The 14523-nt window shown below is 32.4% G+C and carries 15 protein-coding genes; 5 read left to right on the top strand and 10 right to left on the bottom strand.

Annotated features, from left to right (window positions below; translation table 11 throughout):
- Nucleotides 1-19: 19 nt before the first annotated feature.
- The 5 genes from clpX to KHA90_RS03660 form a co-directional block, all read right to left on the bottom strand.
- Nucleotides 20-1252, bottom strand: a complete 1233-nt coding sequence (gene clpX / locus KHA90_RS03680) for an ATP-dependent Clp protease ATP-binding subunit ClpX (RefSeq protein ID WP_213295508.1) — start codon at nucleotides 1250-1252, stop codon at nucleotides 20-22.
- A gap of 165 nt (nucleotides 1253-1417) precedes the next feature.
- Entirely contained in the window at nucleotides 1418-2092 is a 675-nt protein-coding gene (gene clpP, locus KHA90_RS03675) for an ATP-dependent Clp endopeptidase proteolytic subunit ClpP (RefSeq protein ID WP_213295507.1), read from the bottom strand.
- Between the two features lie 316 nt (nucleotides 2093-2408).
- The gene (locus KHA90_RS03670; RefSeq protein WP_213295505.1) at nucleotides 2409-3731 is read right to left on the bottom strand and encodes a trigger factor; all 1323 of its coding nucleotides are present in this window, start codon (nucleotides 3729-3731) and stop codon (nucleotides 2409-2411) included.
- Between the two features lie 118 nt (nucleotides 3732-3849).
- Entirely contained in the window at nucleotides 3850-4194 is a 345-nt protein-coding gene (locus KHA90_RS03665) for a phage holin family protein (protein ID WP_213295503.1), read from the bottom strand.
- A 149-nt stretch (nucleotides 4195-4343) separates the two neighbouring features.
- On the bottom strand, nucleotides 4344-5108 hold the full coding sequence (locus KHA90_RS03660) for an alpha/beta fold hydrolase (protein WP_213295500.1): 765 nt from the start codon (nucleotides 5106-5108) through the stop codon (nucleotides 4344-4346).
- A 215-nt stretch (nucleotides 5109-5323) separates the two neighbouring features.
- On the opposite strand from KHA90_RS03660, the gene KHA90_RS03655 reads away from it, so the two are divergent.
- Entirely contained in the window at nucleotides 5324-6616 is a 1293-nt protein-coding gene (locus KHA90_RS03655; RefSeq protein WP_213295495.1) for a hypothetical protein, read from the top strand.
- A 40-nt stretch (nucleotides 6617-6656) separates the two neighbouring features.
- On the opposite strand, the gene KHA90_RS03650 is transcribed toward KHA90_RS03655, so the two are convergent.
- The 3 genes from KHA90_RS03650 to KHA90_RS03640 form a co-directional block, all read right to left on the bottom strand.
- The gene (locus KHA90_RS03650) at nucleotides 6657-7517 is read right to left on the bottom strand and encodes a DUF4249 domain-containing protein (protein WP_213295493.1); all 861 of its coding nucleotides are present in this window, start codon (nucleotides 7515-7517) and stop codon (nucleotides 6657-6659) included.
- A gap of 3 nt (nucleotides 7518-7520) precedes the next feature.
- Complete coding sequence (locus KHA90_RS03645) at nucleotides 7521-9797, bottom strand: TonB-dependent receptor plug domain-containing protein (protein WP_213295489.1); 2277 nt, start codon at nucleotides 9795-9797, stop codon at nucleotides 7521-7523.
- Nucleotides 9798-9939: 142 nt separating this feature from the next.
- Nucleotides 9940-10281 (bottom strand): hypothetical protein, encoded by a 342-nt coding sequence (locus tag KHA90_RS03640; RefSeq protein WP_213295486.1) that lies wholly within the window; start codon nucleotides 10279-10281, stop codon nucleotides 9940-9942.
- A 91-nt stretch (nucleotides 10282-10372) separates the two neighbouring features.
- Here KHA90_RS03640 and KHA90_RS03635 point away from each other — a divergent pair, with 91 nt between their 5' ends.
- Nucleotides 10373-10615, top strand: a complete 243-nt coding sequence (locus KHA90_RS03635) for a helix-turn-helix domain-containing protein (RefSeq protein ID WP_213295485.1) — start codon at nucleotides 10373-10375, stop codon at nucleotides 10613-10615.
- A 221-nt stretch (nucleotides 10616-10836) separates the two neighbouring features.
- Here KHA90_RS03635 and KHA90_RS03630 read toward each other — a convergent pair whose 3' ends face one another.
- Nucleotides 10837-11124, bottom strand: a complete 288-nt coding sequence (locus tag KHA90_RS03630; protein ID WP_317197375.1) for a DUF1016 N-terminal domain-containing protein — start codon at nucleotides 11122-11124, stop codon at nucleotides 10837-10839.
- A 74-nt stretch (nucleotides 11125-11198) separates the two neighbouring features.
- The gene (locus KHA90_RS03625; RefSeq protein WP_213295483.1) at nucleotides 11199-11912 is read right to left on the bottom strand and encodes a pyridoxine 5'-phosphate synthase; all 714 of its coding nucleotides are present in this window, start codon (nucleotides 11910-11912) and stop codon (nucleotides 11199-11201) included.
- A gap of 116 nt (nucleotides 11913-12028) precedes the next feature.
- Between KHA90_RS03625 and KHA90_RS03620 the strand changes: the two genes are divergently transcribed.
- The 3 genes from KHA90_RS03620 (at nucleotide 12029) to porG (ending at nucleotide 14522) form a co-directional block, all read left to right on the top strand.
- Nucleotides 12029-12688, top strand: a complete 660-nt coding sequence (locus tag KHA90_RS03620; protein ID WP_213295478.1) for a CBS domain-containing protein — start codon at nucleotides 12029-12031, stop codon at nucleotides 12686-12688.
- An 89-nt stretch (nucleotides 12689-12777) separates the two neighbouring features.
- Nucleotides 12778-13665: an NAD kinase gene (locus tag KHA90_RS03615; RefSeq protein ID WP_213295476.1), complete on the top strand. Its 888-nt coding sequence runs from the start codon at nucleotides 12778-12780 to the stop codon at nucleotides 13663-13665.
- A gap of 173 nt (nucleotides 13666-13838) precedes the next feature.
- Nucleotides 13839-14522 (top strand): type IX secretion system protein PorG, encoded by a 684-nt coding sequence (gene porG / locus KHA90_RS03610; protein WP_213295474.1) that lies wholly within the window; start codon nucleotides 13839-13841, stop codon nucleotides 14520-14522.
- Nucleotide 14523 lies beyond the last annotated feature (1 nt).

Raw genomic sequence — 14523 nt, 5'->3', positions numbered from 1 at the left:
GACAAATTTATTTTAAGATTTAAGAGGCAATTTCCATGCGCTTCAATAAATTTTTATTCAAAGTATGTTTTGCATAATCTTCATCGATTGTCAAAACTTTATCATCAGAACTTGGCAATTCGTACATAGCATCTGTTAAGATTGCTTCGCATAACGAACGTAATCCACGAGCTCCTAATTTGTATTCTAATGCTTTGTCAACAATAAAATCTAATGCTTCATCAGTAATATTAAATTCAACATCATCCATTAAAAATAATTTTTGATATTGTTTGATTAAGGCATTTTTAGGTTGTGTCAAAATTGCACGTAAAGTTTCTCTGTCAAGAGGATCCATATGTGTCAAAACTGGTAAACGACCAATAATTTCGGGAATTAAACCAAAATCTTTAATGTCTTTTGGAATAATATATTGCAATAAATTGTCTTTATCAATATTATCAACATTTTTAGATGTTGAATATCCAACTGCCTGACGGTTTAAACGTTTAGAAATAATACGTTCTACTCCATCAAAAGCCCCACCGGCAATAAACAGGATATTTTGGGTATTTACCTCAACAAATTTCTGGTCGGGGTGTTTACGTCCTCCTTTTGGTGGTACGTTTACAACTGTTCCTTCTAATAATTTCAATAAAGCTTGTTGTACACCTTCACCAGATACATCACGTGTTATTGATGGATTATCGCTCTTACGGGCAATTTTATCTATTTCATCAATAAAAACAATTCCTCTTTCTGCTTTGGTTACATCATAATCAGCTGCTTGTAATAGACGTGTCAGAATACTTTCGACATCTTCACCAACATAACCAGCTTCTGTAAGTACGGTTGCATCAACAATAGCCAAAGGAACGTCTAACATTTTTGCGATAGTTTTTGCTACCAATGTTTTTCCTGTTCCGGTTTGTCCCACCATGATGATGTTACTTTTTTCGATCTCTACTTCGTCGTCTAATTGCTGTTGCATTAAACGTTTGTAGTGATTATAAACCGCAACTGACATTACTTTTTTAGTCTGATCCTGACCAATAACATATTGATCTAAAAAAGCTCTGATTTCTTTTGGTTTCTTTAAAATTAAATCACCCACAAGTTTTGCACTTCCGCTTGATTTTAATTCTTCTAATACAATTCCGTGTGCCTGCTCAATACATTTATCACAGATATGTGCATTGATACCTGCAATCAATAAATTGGTTTCTGGCTTTTTTCTTCCACAAAACGAACATTCTAATACTACTTTAGCCATTCTTTTTTAGTTACATAAGTCGCAAAGTTACTAAGTTTCTGATATTTATCACTAAAACATCAAAAACTTAGTAACCTATTAACTTTATTTTTGTTTCAAGTTTAAAAATTGTTTCAGGTTTCAGGTTAACTTGAAACCTGAAACCTGGAAACTTTAAACTATTTTTTAACTTCTTCTCAATACTTCATCAATCATTCCGTATTCTTTTGCTTCGTCAGCTTTCATCCAGTAATCACGTTCACTGTCTTTGTGCACTCTTTCAAAAGATTGCCCTGAATGTTGTGAAATAATGTTATATAATTCATCTTTCAATTTCAACATTTCACGCAAGTTGATTTCCATATCTGTAGCAACACCTTGTGCTCCTCCTGATGGCTGGTGAATCATTACTCTTGAATGTGGTAAAGCCGAACGTTTTCCCGCAGCTCCTGCACATAATAATACAGCTCCCATAGATGCTGCCATACCTGTACAAATTGTTGCTACATCTGGTTTGATGTATTGCATTGTGTCATAAATTCCTAGTCCTGCGTAAACGCTTCCTCCAGGAGAATTTAGATAAATTTGAATATCTTTTGATGCATCAGCACTTTCTAAAAATAGTAACTGCGCCTGAACGATGTTTGCGATTTGATCGTCGATACCAGTTCCTAAAAAGATAATTCTGTCCATCATTAATCTTGAAAACACATCTAATTGAGAAACATTCAGCTGACGTTCTTCAATAATATATGGAGTCATATTTGTTGGGTTCATTGCTGCTACGATTTTGTCGTAGTACATTGCGTTTACTCCCTGGTGCTTTGTAGCAAATTTTTTGAATTCTTTACCGTAGTTCATATTTTATGTGTCTAAGTTTTACGTAATATCTTGTATATTCTTCCATCAAAGGTTGTACCTCTTTCTAAAGGATGTCAATTTGTCTTATTTCTAGCCCAGATAGTAGTGAAAAGCTTTTTGAAATGGCAACTATTTTTTGTTGGTAAAAAAAAGCGACCAACGGAAGCTCTTTTTTTACCTTACAAAAAAAGGCAGACATGAAAAAAATTGTAACGGATAGCTGGATTAGCTCCTGAAAAGTAATCAAAAAATAAATTAAAACAAAAGAGCGTCAGGAAAAAACTTCCTGACGCTCCAATATAATTACTTTTAGAAATTATTCTCCGTAAGAAGCAGCAATAAATTCTTCGTAAGTTACTTCTTTAGTTGTAGGATTTGCTTTTTCTTTAAACACCTCTAACAATTTTTCAGCAACCACTTGCTCAGAAAGTCTTTTTACTTCGTCCTGGTTAGATAAAACTCTAGCCACGATTCCTTGAACTTCTTCGTCAGTTGGATTTGTTTGTCCAAATTGAGCCATTTGTTGTCTGATAGATTTTGTTGTAAAAGCTTTCAAATCTTCAAATGTAATTTGGATATTACTTTGCGCCATTGCTTTTCCTTCGATTAATTGAAAACGTAATCCTTTTTCAGATCTTGCGTATTCAACTTCGGCTTCTTCTGCAGAAAGTTTTTTCTCTCCTACAGTTTGCAACCATTTTTTAAGGAATTCAGCCGGTAAATCAAATTTTGTATTTTCGATCAAGAAATCCTGAACGTCTAACAATAATTTTTGATCTGCTTGCTGTGCGAATTGTGCTTCAGCATCTTCTTTAATTTTAGCTTTTAAATCTTCTAATGAAGCTACTTTTCCTTCACCAAAAAGTTTATCAAATAAATCCTGGTTTAATTCAGCTAATTCAGCTCCGTTGATTGCTTCGATAGTAAAGTTTACTTCGATATCTAAACCGTGAACATCATCATGACCTACTTTTAGGTAGTCCATTAATTGGTGATCGTCTTCGAATAAACCTTTTGTGCTTACTGCAACAACATCACCTACTTTTTTACCGATGAATTTATCAGCAGCAGTTTTATTGAATGTAGATAATGAAATTGTAGTTGTATTTTCGATTCCTTTTTCTTCGTTTGAGAAAGTTCCTGTCAAATCTGAATCAGCAGACACAACTTCTTGTGGAATTGCTTTTCCGAATTGTTTTTGGATACGCTCAACTTGTCCGTCGATTAATTTATCATCAGCCGTAACAATATATTTTACGATATCGTTTTTAGCTTCTAAATCAATTTCGAAGTTAGGTACTAAACCAATTTCGTATTCGAAAGTTAGTTCTTCAGCATCCCAGTCAAAGTTTTCGTTTTCTTTTGCAAGAGGAGTTCCTAAAAGATTTAATCTTTCAGATTGAACAAAACGCTCTAAAGCCAAATCAACAACTTTTTGAACTTCTTCTTGCTTAATTGCTTTTCCGTATTGTTTTTCAACAAGGTCTTTAGGTACTTGTCCTTTTCTAAAACCTTTAACAGTAGCCAAAGGCATTTTTTCGTTTATTCTTTTTGCTACTTGACCTTTATAATCCATGTGAACAACTGTCATTACAATTGTTTCATTCACAGCGTTTATTGCTACTCTTTTGATATCCATCGTCTTCTTTAATTTACATAATAAAATTGGGTTGCAAAATTATAAAATTTTTGCAACCCAACCAAGTTTTTAGTCTATTGTATTTGAAGTCGTATAAAATACGTTTTCAATATTTATTCTATTTGTCGTCTCCAAGTATTTTATAGGTAACAGATTGAAGCAGAGACAATATGATACTAAAGAACAATGCTGTCCAAAATGAATCAATTGCAAAACCGCCAACAATATTGGTACATAACAAAATAATAATGGCATTAATTACCAATAAAAACAAACCTAAAGTAATAAAGGTTACAGGTAATGTCAGGATAACTAATATAGGTTTTATAAAAAGATTTAGCAATCCTAAAACAACTGCTACGATTACAGCAGTAGCAAAACTGGCAACGTGAACACCTGGCAAAAGGTTAGCAATTAACACAACCAAAGCTGCAGTAACAAGAAGTCTGAGTAAAAAATTCATGTCTTTTCTAATTTAAAGTTTAAATAAATGTAATGATTTTTATATTATTTTTTGCTAGAGATTAAAAGGATTAGAAGGATTTTTTTTCAATTTCTAATTTTTAATCTTTGAAAATCTTTTTATCCCGATAGCTATCGGGAGTGGCTAAATTATTCTTTTAGAAATTCAGTTGTTAATTCAAAAAACATTTTGGGATTTTCGGCATGAAGCCAATGTCCGGCATTTGGAATTGTTTCGAATTTAACATCCGGAAAATGCTGACGTATTGAATCAAAATCTGAATCCTGAATATATCCCGAATTTCCTCCACGAATAAATAATGTTGGATTATTGAAAACCAAATCATCCGGCAAAGCTTTTCCTATGGCGTCTAAATTAGTATTGAAAACTTCCAGATTAAATCTGAAAGCCAATTGTCCGGGTTCCTGCCAATATAAGTTTTTTAATAAAAATTGTCGTGTTCCAAAATCCGGAACATATTCAGATAAAGTAGCTTCAACATCATTTCGGCTGGGTTTTACTGAAAAGTCAATTGCATTTAATCCTGCCAAAATATCCTGATGATGTTGTTTGTAAAATTTTGGACCTATATCAGCTACAATTAATTTATCTACAATTTCCGGATGTGTAGTTGCGAAAAGCATGGCTACTTTACCGCCCATTGAATGTCCTAAAACATCAACTTTGGTCAAATTATTTGCCTGACAATATTCGAATACATCCTTTACCATGGCTTCATAAGTCCATTCATCTGAATGAAAACTTCGACCGTGATTTCTTAAGTCTAATATATGAACCTGAAATCCTGATTCTACATATTGCCCTGCAAGAGTTTTCCAGTTATCAGACATTCCTAAAAATCCGTGCATGATGATGAAAGGTTTTCCTTCTCCCTCTATTTTTGAGTATAACATTTATATTTTGGTTTTAAAAACAGTAAACAAAGGTAAAAAACTTATCTGTCAATATATAATAGTATAAATTCTTTACACTTTCATTTGGTTTTATTTATTAGAAAAAAGTTTACATCTTTACGGCTTCCCGTAAAGAAAATACAAACCTAAATACTACCTTGCGGCTTGAAAAAAGATCAAAACTAAAATTGATTAAACTCTTTAAATACACCATTATGATTAAAAAATTACTTTTATGCGCAGTAGTTCTTTCTCAATTTGCCATTTCTTGTTCCAGCGATGAGACTGAGCCCGAAAAAGAACCGGTAACAGAAGAACCTACAAAAGAACCAGTGAAAGAGCCAGTAAAAGATCTAACTCTTGCTGAACAAATTGCAGCACTTGTTAAACAACCTTATTCTGCTTTAACTCCTGCAGATCAAAAAGTTAAACTTGAAGCTGAAGCTAATGAAATGTTAGTTCAGTTAGATAAGTCAAAAAGTTCAAGCGCTATTGCAGCAATTGAAAATTTAAATATATTATTGGATCTTAAAGGTATTGACATTTTTAATGGAAAAAATGATAACAAAGTAGAAGATGTTCTAAATGTATCTGGTGTTTACGGTGTTTACACGTGGAATAATACTGCAAAAAGCTGGACTAAAACTGAATCAACTACAGAATTAAAATTTGTTTTTCCTGCTAAAAAATCACAAACAGCTAACAACGCTATTTTATCTGCAAAAAGTGTTTCTTCTACTGTAAAAGTGGAACTTTATGATGGATATAACGGAACTAAAGAAATAAATGACAACATTTTTCTTCCTAGTTCATCAGACGCTACTTTAACAATTGATAATGTGCAAGCTGCTTCATTTACTCAAACTGCTAAATATTCTTCAAAAAACCAATCACCAGATGAGTTCGCTTACAAAATGATCTTAAATGATGGTTATACTTGGGAAATGAGTGGTAAAAAAGCTGCCGAAAATACTTCAAAAGCGAGTCTTACTTATAATGCAAAAAACTTAATCAGTTTTAACATAGGAAGTTCTGCAAGTATTGATGCTTTAATTGATAACGATGCACTTGTTCAATACAGAGGTAAAGCGAATGGATTGATTCAATTGATGGACAATTTTGTTATTATTGCAGATGTTGATTTAGCTGCAGCTGCAGCAGATGATGCTGCATTAGAAAAAAGCCTGGTTCGCCCTACTAACTATAATTCTCCAACATATTATACTGACATAAGCAATTACAACTTAAAAGTAACAGAAGGTGCCGTTGCTAACTTCAACAAAAACATGAAATTAATTTTAGTTTCTAAGAAAGATGGAACTAAAATAGCAGATATAGTTCAGCATACTGAAAAAGAAGATGGTGACTATGAAACTAAATATTATAACGGAGTATATTATTTGAAATTCAGCGACAAAACTGAAGCAGAAATGAGCGTATATTTCTCTGAAGGTTTTGATAAATTCGAAACTAAATTTGAAGATTTCATCAAAGCATTCAACAAATAATAGCTTTTTAAATACAGACTTAGAGCCGATTTGAAATCATTCAAATCGGCTCTATTTTTTGTGTATATTTTACAACTAAAGTACTTTGTCCATATCCTGCCCAAATACCAATTCCGCCTTTTATATTTGATTTAAGACTTGTATTTGCGGGATAAATAGGATTTCTGCTGTTTACAATTTCGTTTTGCCAGCTGTTCCAGAAATCAAGCGTTTCTTTGTTTTGGGTTCTTAGTTTTACATAGATCACATCTCCATCTACAAAATAAGGTGTAAATACGGTTTTAGGAAAAAGCAAAACCCCTCTGTTTACTTGTACTGAAACGGATGATTTAGTGAAATTTTTATCATCTAAATTTCCATAAAATGCAGGGACAAAAATAGATTCCTTGCCTTCGATTCTTGTAGCAATCTGGTAATAGTTTTTTTCGTTTACAGGATCGTCAAAATACACAAAAACATAACCTGTTGTATCTGCAGCACTCTTCTTTATATATTCGGCACTTTTTAGTTGTACAGATTTTGGGATTGTTGTTACAGCTTCGACAACTCTGTCTAAATATTCTATTTTAAGCGAATATTGTTTTCCTGCTTCGCCCATTAAAGCAGAACCAAAATAGACAAATGGCGGCACTCGGTTTTTATCGTTTTTAACTCTTAAAACTTCAGATGTCTGACCATCTGAAATTGTAATTTTTGCGGATCTTATCACATGATTTAAAACATTTGTAGAATCAATAACATCCGTTACGGGAATACTGCTTGAAAGTAAAACCTGAGCATAATCGCCTTCTTCAATCCATCCTTCGACTACAATTTTAGATTCAAGACTTTGCTCACTAAAATCATCCTTTGAACAACTTAGCAAAATTAAAGTGAATAGAAATAAGATATATTTTTTCATTTTTTAAAATTTAAATCTCCAGCTTATCGAAGGCAATATTCGATATAAAACCTTTTTTTCCTGTTTTACAATGACACTATTTTTATCTTCATTGACCTGAATATTCAAAACTACATAAATTGGATTATCGATATTGAAAGTATTGTAAATTGAAAAATTCAAGGCACTTTCTTTTTTGTTTGTTTTTAGAAAAAAGTAATTGACCGAAAGATCTGTCCTTATATAATTGGGCATTTGCGCATTATTATATCCTGAATATTCTTTGACTGGATTGTTATTGATAAAATACCATGAAGTTGGCATTGTAAAACGATTTCCGGAACTGAATATTTGCGTTACGCCAAAGTTCCATTTTGAATTCAAGTCATACATTCCAACTACTGAAAGATTGTGACGTCTATCATATTTTGCAAAATAAGTATTTCCGTTATTAAGTTCATCAAAATTTCGATCTGACCAACTTAACGTATAACTCAACCAGCCCGTGAATTTTCCGTTATTTTTACGCAACATCATTTCAAATCCATACGCTTTTCCCTTTCCTGATATTAAATCATTTTTTAAAGTTGTGGTTTCGTTAAACTGAGTAATTCCATACGGATATTCAAGTAAATCTTTCATAGAGCGATAAAACCCTCCTAACGACGACGAAATGTTTTTTGAGATATTCTGATTTGAACCAATAGAAAACTCATCTGATGATTGCGGTTTTATTCCGTCTGAACTTGCAATCCAGAAATCAGTGGGAATACCAACGCTTGATGTTGTAATTAAACTCAGATATTGATATTGTTTGTTATAAGATCCGTAAAAAGAATATTTGTCGTTTGCAACATAATTTAGTAAAACGCGTGGTTGAAAATGTAAATAAGAACTATTAGAACCCGATGTATAATAATTAATTCTAAGTCCTAATTCTGCATTTAAATGGTCTGTTAATTTTGGCCTTACGGTTGTAAAAACAGCAGCTTCATCGGCATTTATTATATTGTTTTGAGAGGTGTTATTATCTGTTAAATTTTCAATATTCACTTTTTGAGGCTGTAAATTATGATGCACATATTGTATTCCGGATTCTACAGGAACATTTTTTACAACATATCGAAAAGCATTATTAAACCCAAAATCTTTTACATAGGATGAAACGCCAAACTCAACCGTGGCTTGTTCCATATTTAAATCATTAGAATATTCACTAAAATAAACTGAATTTGACATGTTTGCTTTTGGCGAAAATGTGGTCGTCAAAGTTGGTGCAACTGTAAAATTGCTCCACTTTAAATTTGTTCTCAATGCAAGATTACTATCTTTTATTTTTAGTTCATCTCCACTTATAAAAGCATCCACAGAAAGTAAATTGTTTTTAGAAATTTGGGAAATAAAAGTCATATTCCCATCTGAGAAACCATATTTCATATCCTGAACATCATTACTTTTTGAGCCGGAACGCAATAATGGCGCAACAATTTCATCGATATAAGTTTTTCTGCCTGAAATATAAAATCCTGATTTTCGACTTACAGGAATCGCCACAGTAAGTTGTGAAGCCAATATCCCGATGTTTCCCTGAATTCCGAATTCTGCAGGTATTTTTTTATTTGGAATTAAAAGCGTTGTTGAACTTAAACGTCCGCCATATTTAGAATTGGAACTTGATTTATCAAACTCAACTTCTTTAATATGATCTGTGTTGTAAAAAGGAAATATACCCAGCAAATGGGACATTCCATATATAGGAGTTCCGTCGTATAATATTGCATTGTGTCCCGGATCTCCACCTCTGACATATAAATAGCCGTTTGCATCTCCGGAATTTTGAACTCCGGGCGTTAACTGCAAAAGTTTTATAATATCTGTGGTTCCTAAAACTGTGGGAACTGATGATAATTCTTTAAGGTTAAAAGATAATTTCCCTCCTGATAAAGTTGTAATACCACTTTTTTTATCATTTTCTATGACAACTTCTTTTAACTGAGAAATATCTTTTTCTAATACAATTGAAATCAGTGTATCTTTTACAAAATCAAAATTGATGGATTTATTAAGAAACCCTAATTGATTAACCGAAATTTTGACTTTGCCTAAAGCTATATTTTCTGAAAAATTACCAAGTGTATCTGTTACTGCATAATAATGCTGATTATTCACCTGTAAAGAAACACTTGTTCCAATCAGGTTTTCGTTTTCAGATGATTTTATGTTTCCAATTATTGTGGCTTTTGATTGCGCAAATACATTGGAAAAACAGAATATAAAAAAGAGGAATATTGTTTTTGACACTTGATTTTAATAAGAAAAGTGCGAAAGTAAACAATTATAAATCAATTCTTTGTTGAAGTAAATATTTTCTTTTTTTTCATGAAATTCATGTTCTGAAAAGAGTGATTATTACCTAAAATACCACAAATATTTTTCCACTCATTTATTCATTAAGACTTTGAGGATTTACAGTAAGCATTTGATTAATTTCATCCAACATTTCAAATTCGTCAGAAGGAAACATTTCTAAAACCATTTCTAAAACAAGCGCAACATTAATAGGTGACGTTTTAATAGTATCCGAAGTTTTATGTGCTTCCTGATCCAGTGCAACAATACATAATTTAAGGGTTTCGGTAATAATACAACCAAGCTCAGCATAATTTGATAGTTTAATTTGAGCTTTATAAGTATCTGCTTTATCAGTTGAAGGCTTTAAGGTGTTAAAATATTTCGCAGTTAATTTTCTAAGATTCTCCATTGTTTCAGTTTCGTTTATTTTCATAAGAGTATGTTTTTTCAGCAAATGTACTATTATTTTTTAACACGACATATATGTCGTATGATTTTTTTGTACAATTTAATAGATTTGATTTGTGGAAAACGATAAGTATAAATTAGAGATTATCCGATTAGGTCTATTGATCAAGGAACTCAGAAGAAAAGAAAAAATTACACAGGATCAATTATCAAGATCATGCAAGGTTGATGTAAGAACTATTCAACGAATTGAAAAAGGAAAACAAAATATCACTATTAGTTTGCTTTTTTCAATAGCAGATTCATTGAAAATAGAATCAAGTATTTTAGTGCATAGAATGTTTTCTGAAAACATATAAAACCAATAGTATGGATTTACAATCCGTGCTTATAACAATAAAACTCCGCAATCATAACGCAATCCAGTCATTTCGACACAAGTAGAAATCCCATAACGGCGATAAAGTGCTGAATTATTTTGAGGATGTGACTAAGATTCGTTGCTCTCCGGATGTGATTTCTCCCTCCGGTCGAAATGACAAATATCTAGAAAAGTAATAGTTACTCTTTTCTTCAGAATTTAGTCGAGAAATAATCTATAAAACGTTTCCAATTCGGTACGCAATGCGTTCCAAATTGGAAATGCTGTGTAAAAAGCTCGCATATTATTTAGATTACGCTCATCAAAACCTTTTCCAAATTCCAGCGTAAGATAATTTGCAAGATTCTTTAAAATAGACTTTCCGTAATCCGCACGCTCTTTGCCCTTTTGTTCATCTTCAATTATTAATTTTCCAATATGCCAATAAGTTTCAAGTAATGCAGAATTTGCCACTCTGAAAACACGTTGACGGGATTGAAAAATAATTTCTCTAATCTCAAAAAATTAAGAAGATTAATCTATAAACATTATGGCGTATTAGATTATGTAAATTATAAAAACTACTTCAATTTATTCAAATACATATTAACCACATTATCTAATCCAAGATAAAGTGCTTCTGAAATTAAAGCGTGACCAATAGAAACCTCTAATAATCCCGGGATATTTTGTTTGAAAAACTCGATATTATCTAAACTCAAATCGTGACCGGCATTAATTCCCAGCTCTAATTCATTAGCTAATTCTGATGCTTTGATATAAGGATCGATTCCGTTTTTGTTTCCAAGGTCGTATTGATGTGCAAAAGCTTCGGTATATAATTCGATACGATCTGTTCCTGTTTTTTTTGCACCTTCGATAATTTCAAGAACCGGATCAACAAAAATCGATGTTCTGATTCCGTTACGCTGAAATTCCTGAATTACTTCGGTTAAATAAGATTGGTTTTTTATAGTGTCCCAACCCGCAGACGAGGTAATTGCACCAATTGCATCGGGAACTAATGTTACCTGTGTTGGTTTGCATTCTAAAACTAAATCGATAAAATTATGCTGCGGATTTCCTTCGATATTATATTCCGTATAAACGATTGCTTTTAAATCACGCGCATCCTGATAACGAATATGGCGCTCATCCGGACGTGGGTGAATGGTGATTCCCTGCCCTCCAAATTTCTGGATATCAGCAGCAACTTTTAATAAATCAGGAACATTTCCTCCACGCGCATTTCGAAGGGTTGCAATTTTATTGATATTTACACTTAACTTTGTCATATAAATAGATAATTAATTCTAGTAACACTATATTTGTTACGACAAAAATACAAAGTAAAACGTAGCAGTTTTTGCTATTTTTTGATTATTTTGCATCAAATATCCTTAACAGATTTATGACAGAAATTATAAACTATATCAACAATGATTTAAGAGCGATAGATAGTCAGGAAACGATAGCATCGGCTCAGGACTTTTTTGCTGAATTGAATTTTTCGCATTTTCCGGTTTTGGAAAACGGAATTTTCATTGGAAGTATCGCTGCTGATGATGTTGAAACTTTTGATACAGATAAAAAAGTTATTGATTACAAATATACGCTGGAACGTTTTTTTGCCCGCAAATCAATGTTGTGGCTTGATGTTCTGGAAATTTTTGCTAAAAACCATACGAATATTGTTTCGGTTCTTGACGAAAATAATGCCTATATAGGATATTATGAAATGGAAGATATCATGAAATTTTTTCAGGAAACTCCATTTTTAAAAGAACAAGGCGGAATAATAATCGTTCAAAAAGGACTTTTAGATTATTCGATGGGACAAGTAACGCAGATTGTTGAAAGCAATAACGGTAAAATTCTGGGTTGTTTTGTATCTGAAGCTGATCTTGAAAATGTTCAGATCACGGTAAAAATTGGCGTTGGACCAATGAATGAAATTATTCAGACCTATAGAAGATATGGTTATGAAATTATATCAGAACATCAGGAAGATGCTTATATCAACAGCTTGAAAGAGCGTTCAGATTATTTAGACAAATACCTTAATATATAATATTGTTTGTTGGATCGGTTAATTGTTTAATCGTTTTGACAAAGAAAATTAACGGTTTAACAATAAACAAAAAAACGATTCAACATCAGATGAAAGTAGCCATTTACGGACAGTATTATCAGAACAGTACAGAACCTATTATCAAGGACATCTTTTTGTTTTTCAAAACTAATAATGTCGAAATGGTTATAGAAGAAAACTTTTTGGAAATGCTTCACGAAAAGGATCTTGTACAAAAAGGATACAAAACTTTTTCGGCAAGTACTTCTTTAGATAATAGCTTTGAAATGTTGATTAGTATTGGCGGTGACGGAACAATTTTGAGAGCGGCGACATTAGTTCGTAATTCAGGTGTTCCTATTTTAGGAATTAATGCCGGAAGACTTGGTTTTTTAGCTACTGTTCAAAAAGAAAACATTGATAGCTTTTTACAGTTTGTAATTGACAAAAATTACACCACTTCTGAAAGGACCTTATTAAGTGTAACCTGCGATCCTAAAAATGATGCTATTGAAGAAGGTTTAAATTTCGCTATGAATGAGATTACGGTGAGCCGCAAAGACACAACTTCGATGATTACGGTTGAAACGCATTTAAATAATGAATATCTAAACTCGTATTGGGCAGATGGATTAATCATCTCTACTCCAACAGGTTCCACAGGATATTCGTTAAGTTGCGGCGGACCTTTATTAACTCCGGATGTTAAAAGTTTAGTGATTACACCTATTGCACCTCATAATTTAACTGCAAGACCGCTTGTTATTCCCGATGATACTGAAATTAAACTTCGTGTTTCCGGAAGAGAAGATCAATATCTGGTTTCGTTAGATTCCAGAATTGCTTCGGTAAAAAATGAATCTGTTTTAACGATTAAAAAAACTGATTTTAAAATTAAAATGGTTGAGATTCCTGGCGAAACATTCTTAAAAACACTGAGAAACAAATTGCTTTGGGGAGAAGACAAGAGAAATTAAGTTCTTTTCTGATTCCACTCTATACGATAATAGTACTTTTTGCCGTTCTGCATGTAGTGAATCATCATTAAATGTCTCAAATACATATTGTAAATTGAAAAAAAAGCACATTTAATCAAAGGAACGTTGATTCGTATCGATAATTATTATATTTGCACGCAATTTTGAATTAAATGAAGAAAATTTTTAATTTATTGTTATGTTTATTCCCCTTTATTACACTGAATGCTCAAATCCATGAGATTGGTGTTTTCCTTGGTGGAAGTAACTTTGTAGGTGACGTAGGAAAAACAACTTATATAGCCCCTGAAAAGCTGGCCTTTGGTGTTTTATACAAATGGAATAAAAGCCCACGTCATTCTTATCGCTTCTCCTACACACAATCAACTATTGCAGGAAATGATCGTAACTCAGAAGAAACAGGAAGAAGCCAAAGAGGTTATAGTTTTGAAAATACTGTAAAAGAGCTTTCGGCAGGTTTAGAGTTTAATTTTTTCGACTTTAATCTTCATGATTATCATCCAAAAATTACTCCTTATATATATTCAGGATTAAGTTACTTTATGTACGATCAATTATACGTAACAGGAGGACAAACAAAAAAGGATAAAAGTTCAGGTTCAATTGCCATACCTATTACATTGGGAATTAAATCAAATATTGCTCCTCATTGGGTTCTGGGTGCAGAAGTTGGGGCACGTTATACTTTTACGGATAATATTGACGGAAGCAACCCAAGCAATAAGGCGTATGAGCCTTTGCATTTTGGAAATTTAAATAATAATGACTGGTATGTGTTTTCAGGTATTACTCTAACGTATACCTTTGGACAGAAACCTTGCTATTGCGCATATTAAT

Origin of the sequence: Flavobacterium psychroterrae, from assembly GCF_018380615.1 — a bacterium.
GTDB lineage: Bacteria > Bacteroidota > Bacteroidia > Flavobacteriales > Flavobacteriaceae > Flavobacterium > Flavobacterium psychroterrae.
Note: the sequence above shows the minus strand (reverse complement) of the source record. Positions and strands in the feature narration are given on the sequence as shown.

Bases quoted from the DNA above. Each gene is read 5' to 3' on its own strand.
- clpX (WP_213295508.1), bottom strand. From the start codon at position 1,252: ATGGCTAAAGTAGTATTAGAATGTTCGTTTTGTGGAAGAAAAAAGCCA.
- clpP (WP_213295507.1), bottom strand. From the start codon at position 2,092: ATGAACTACGGTAAAGAATTCAAAAAATTTGCTACAAAGCACCAGGGA.
- KHA90_RS03670 (WP_213295505.1), bottom strand. From the start codon at position 3,731: ATGGATATCAAAAGAGTAGCAATAAACGCTGTGAATGAAACAATTGTA.
- KHA90_RS03665 (WP_213295503.1), bottom strand. From the start codon at position 4,194: ATGAATTTTTTACTCAGACTTCTTGTTACTGCAGCTTTGGTTGTGTTA.
- KHA90_RS03660 (WP_213295500.1), bottom strand. From the start codon at position 5,108: ATGTTATACTCAAAAATAGAGGGAGAAGGAAAACCTTTCATCATCATG.
- KHA90_RS03655 (WP_213295495.1), top strand. From the start codon at position 5,324: ATGATTAAAAAATTACTTTTATGCGCAGTAGTTCTTTCTCAATTTGCC.
- KHA90_RS03650 (WP_213295493.1), bottom strand. From the start codon at position 7,517: ATGAAAAAATATATCTTATTTCTATTCACTTTAATTTTGCTAAGTTGT.
- KHA90_RS03640 (WP_213295486.1), bottom strand. From the start codon at position 10,281: ATGAAAATAAACGAAACTGAAACAATGGAGAATCTTAGAAAATTAACT.
- KHA90_RS03625 (WP_213295483.1), bottom strand. From the start codon at position 11,912: ATGACAAAGTTAAGTGTAAATATCAATAAAATTGCAACCCTTCGAAAT.
- KHA90_RS03620 (WP_213295478.1), top strand. From the start codon at position 12,029: ATGACAGAAATTATAAACTATATCAACAATGATTTAAGAGCGATAGAT.
- KHA90_RS03615 (WP_213295476.1), top strand. From the start codon at position 12,778: ATGAAAGTAGCCATTTACGGACAGTATTATCAGAACAGTACAGAACCT.
- porG (WP_213295474.1), top strand. From the start codon at position 13,839: ATGAAGAAAATTTTTAATTTATTGTTATGTTTATTCCCCTTTATTACA.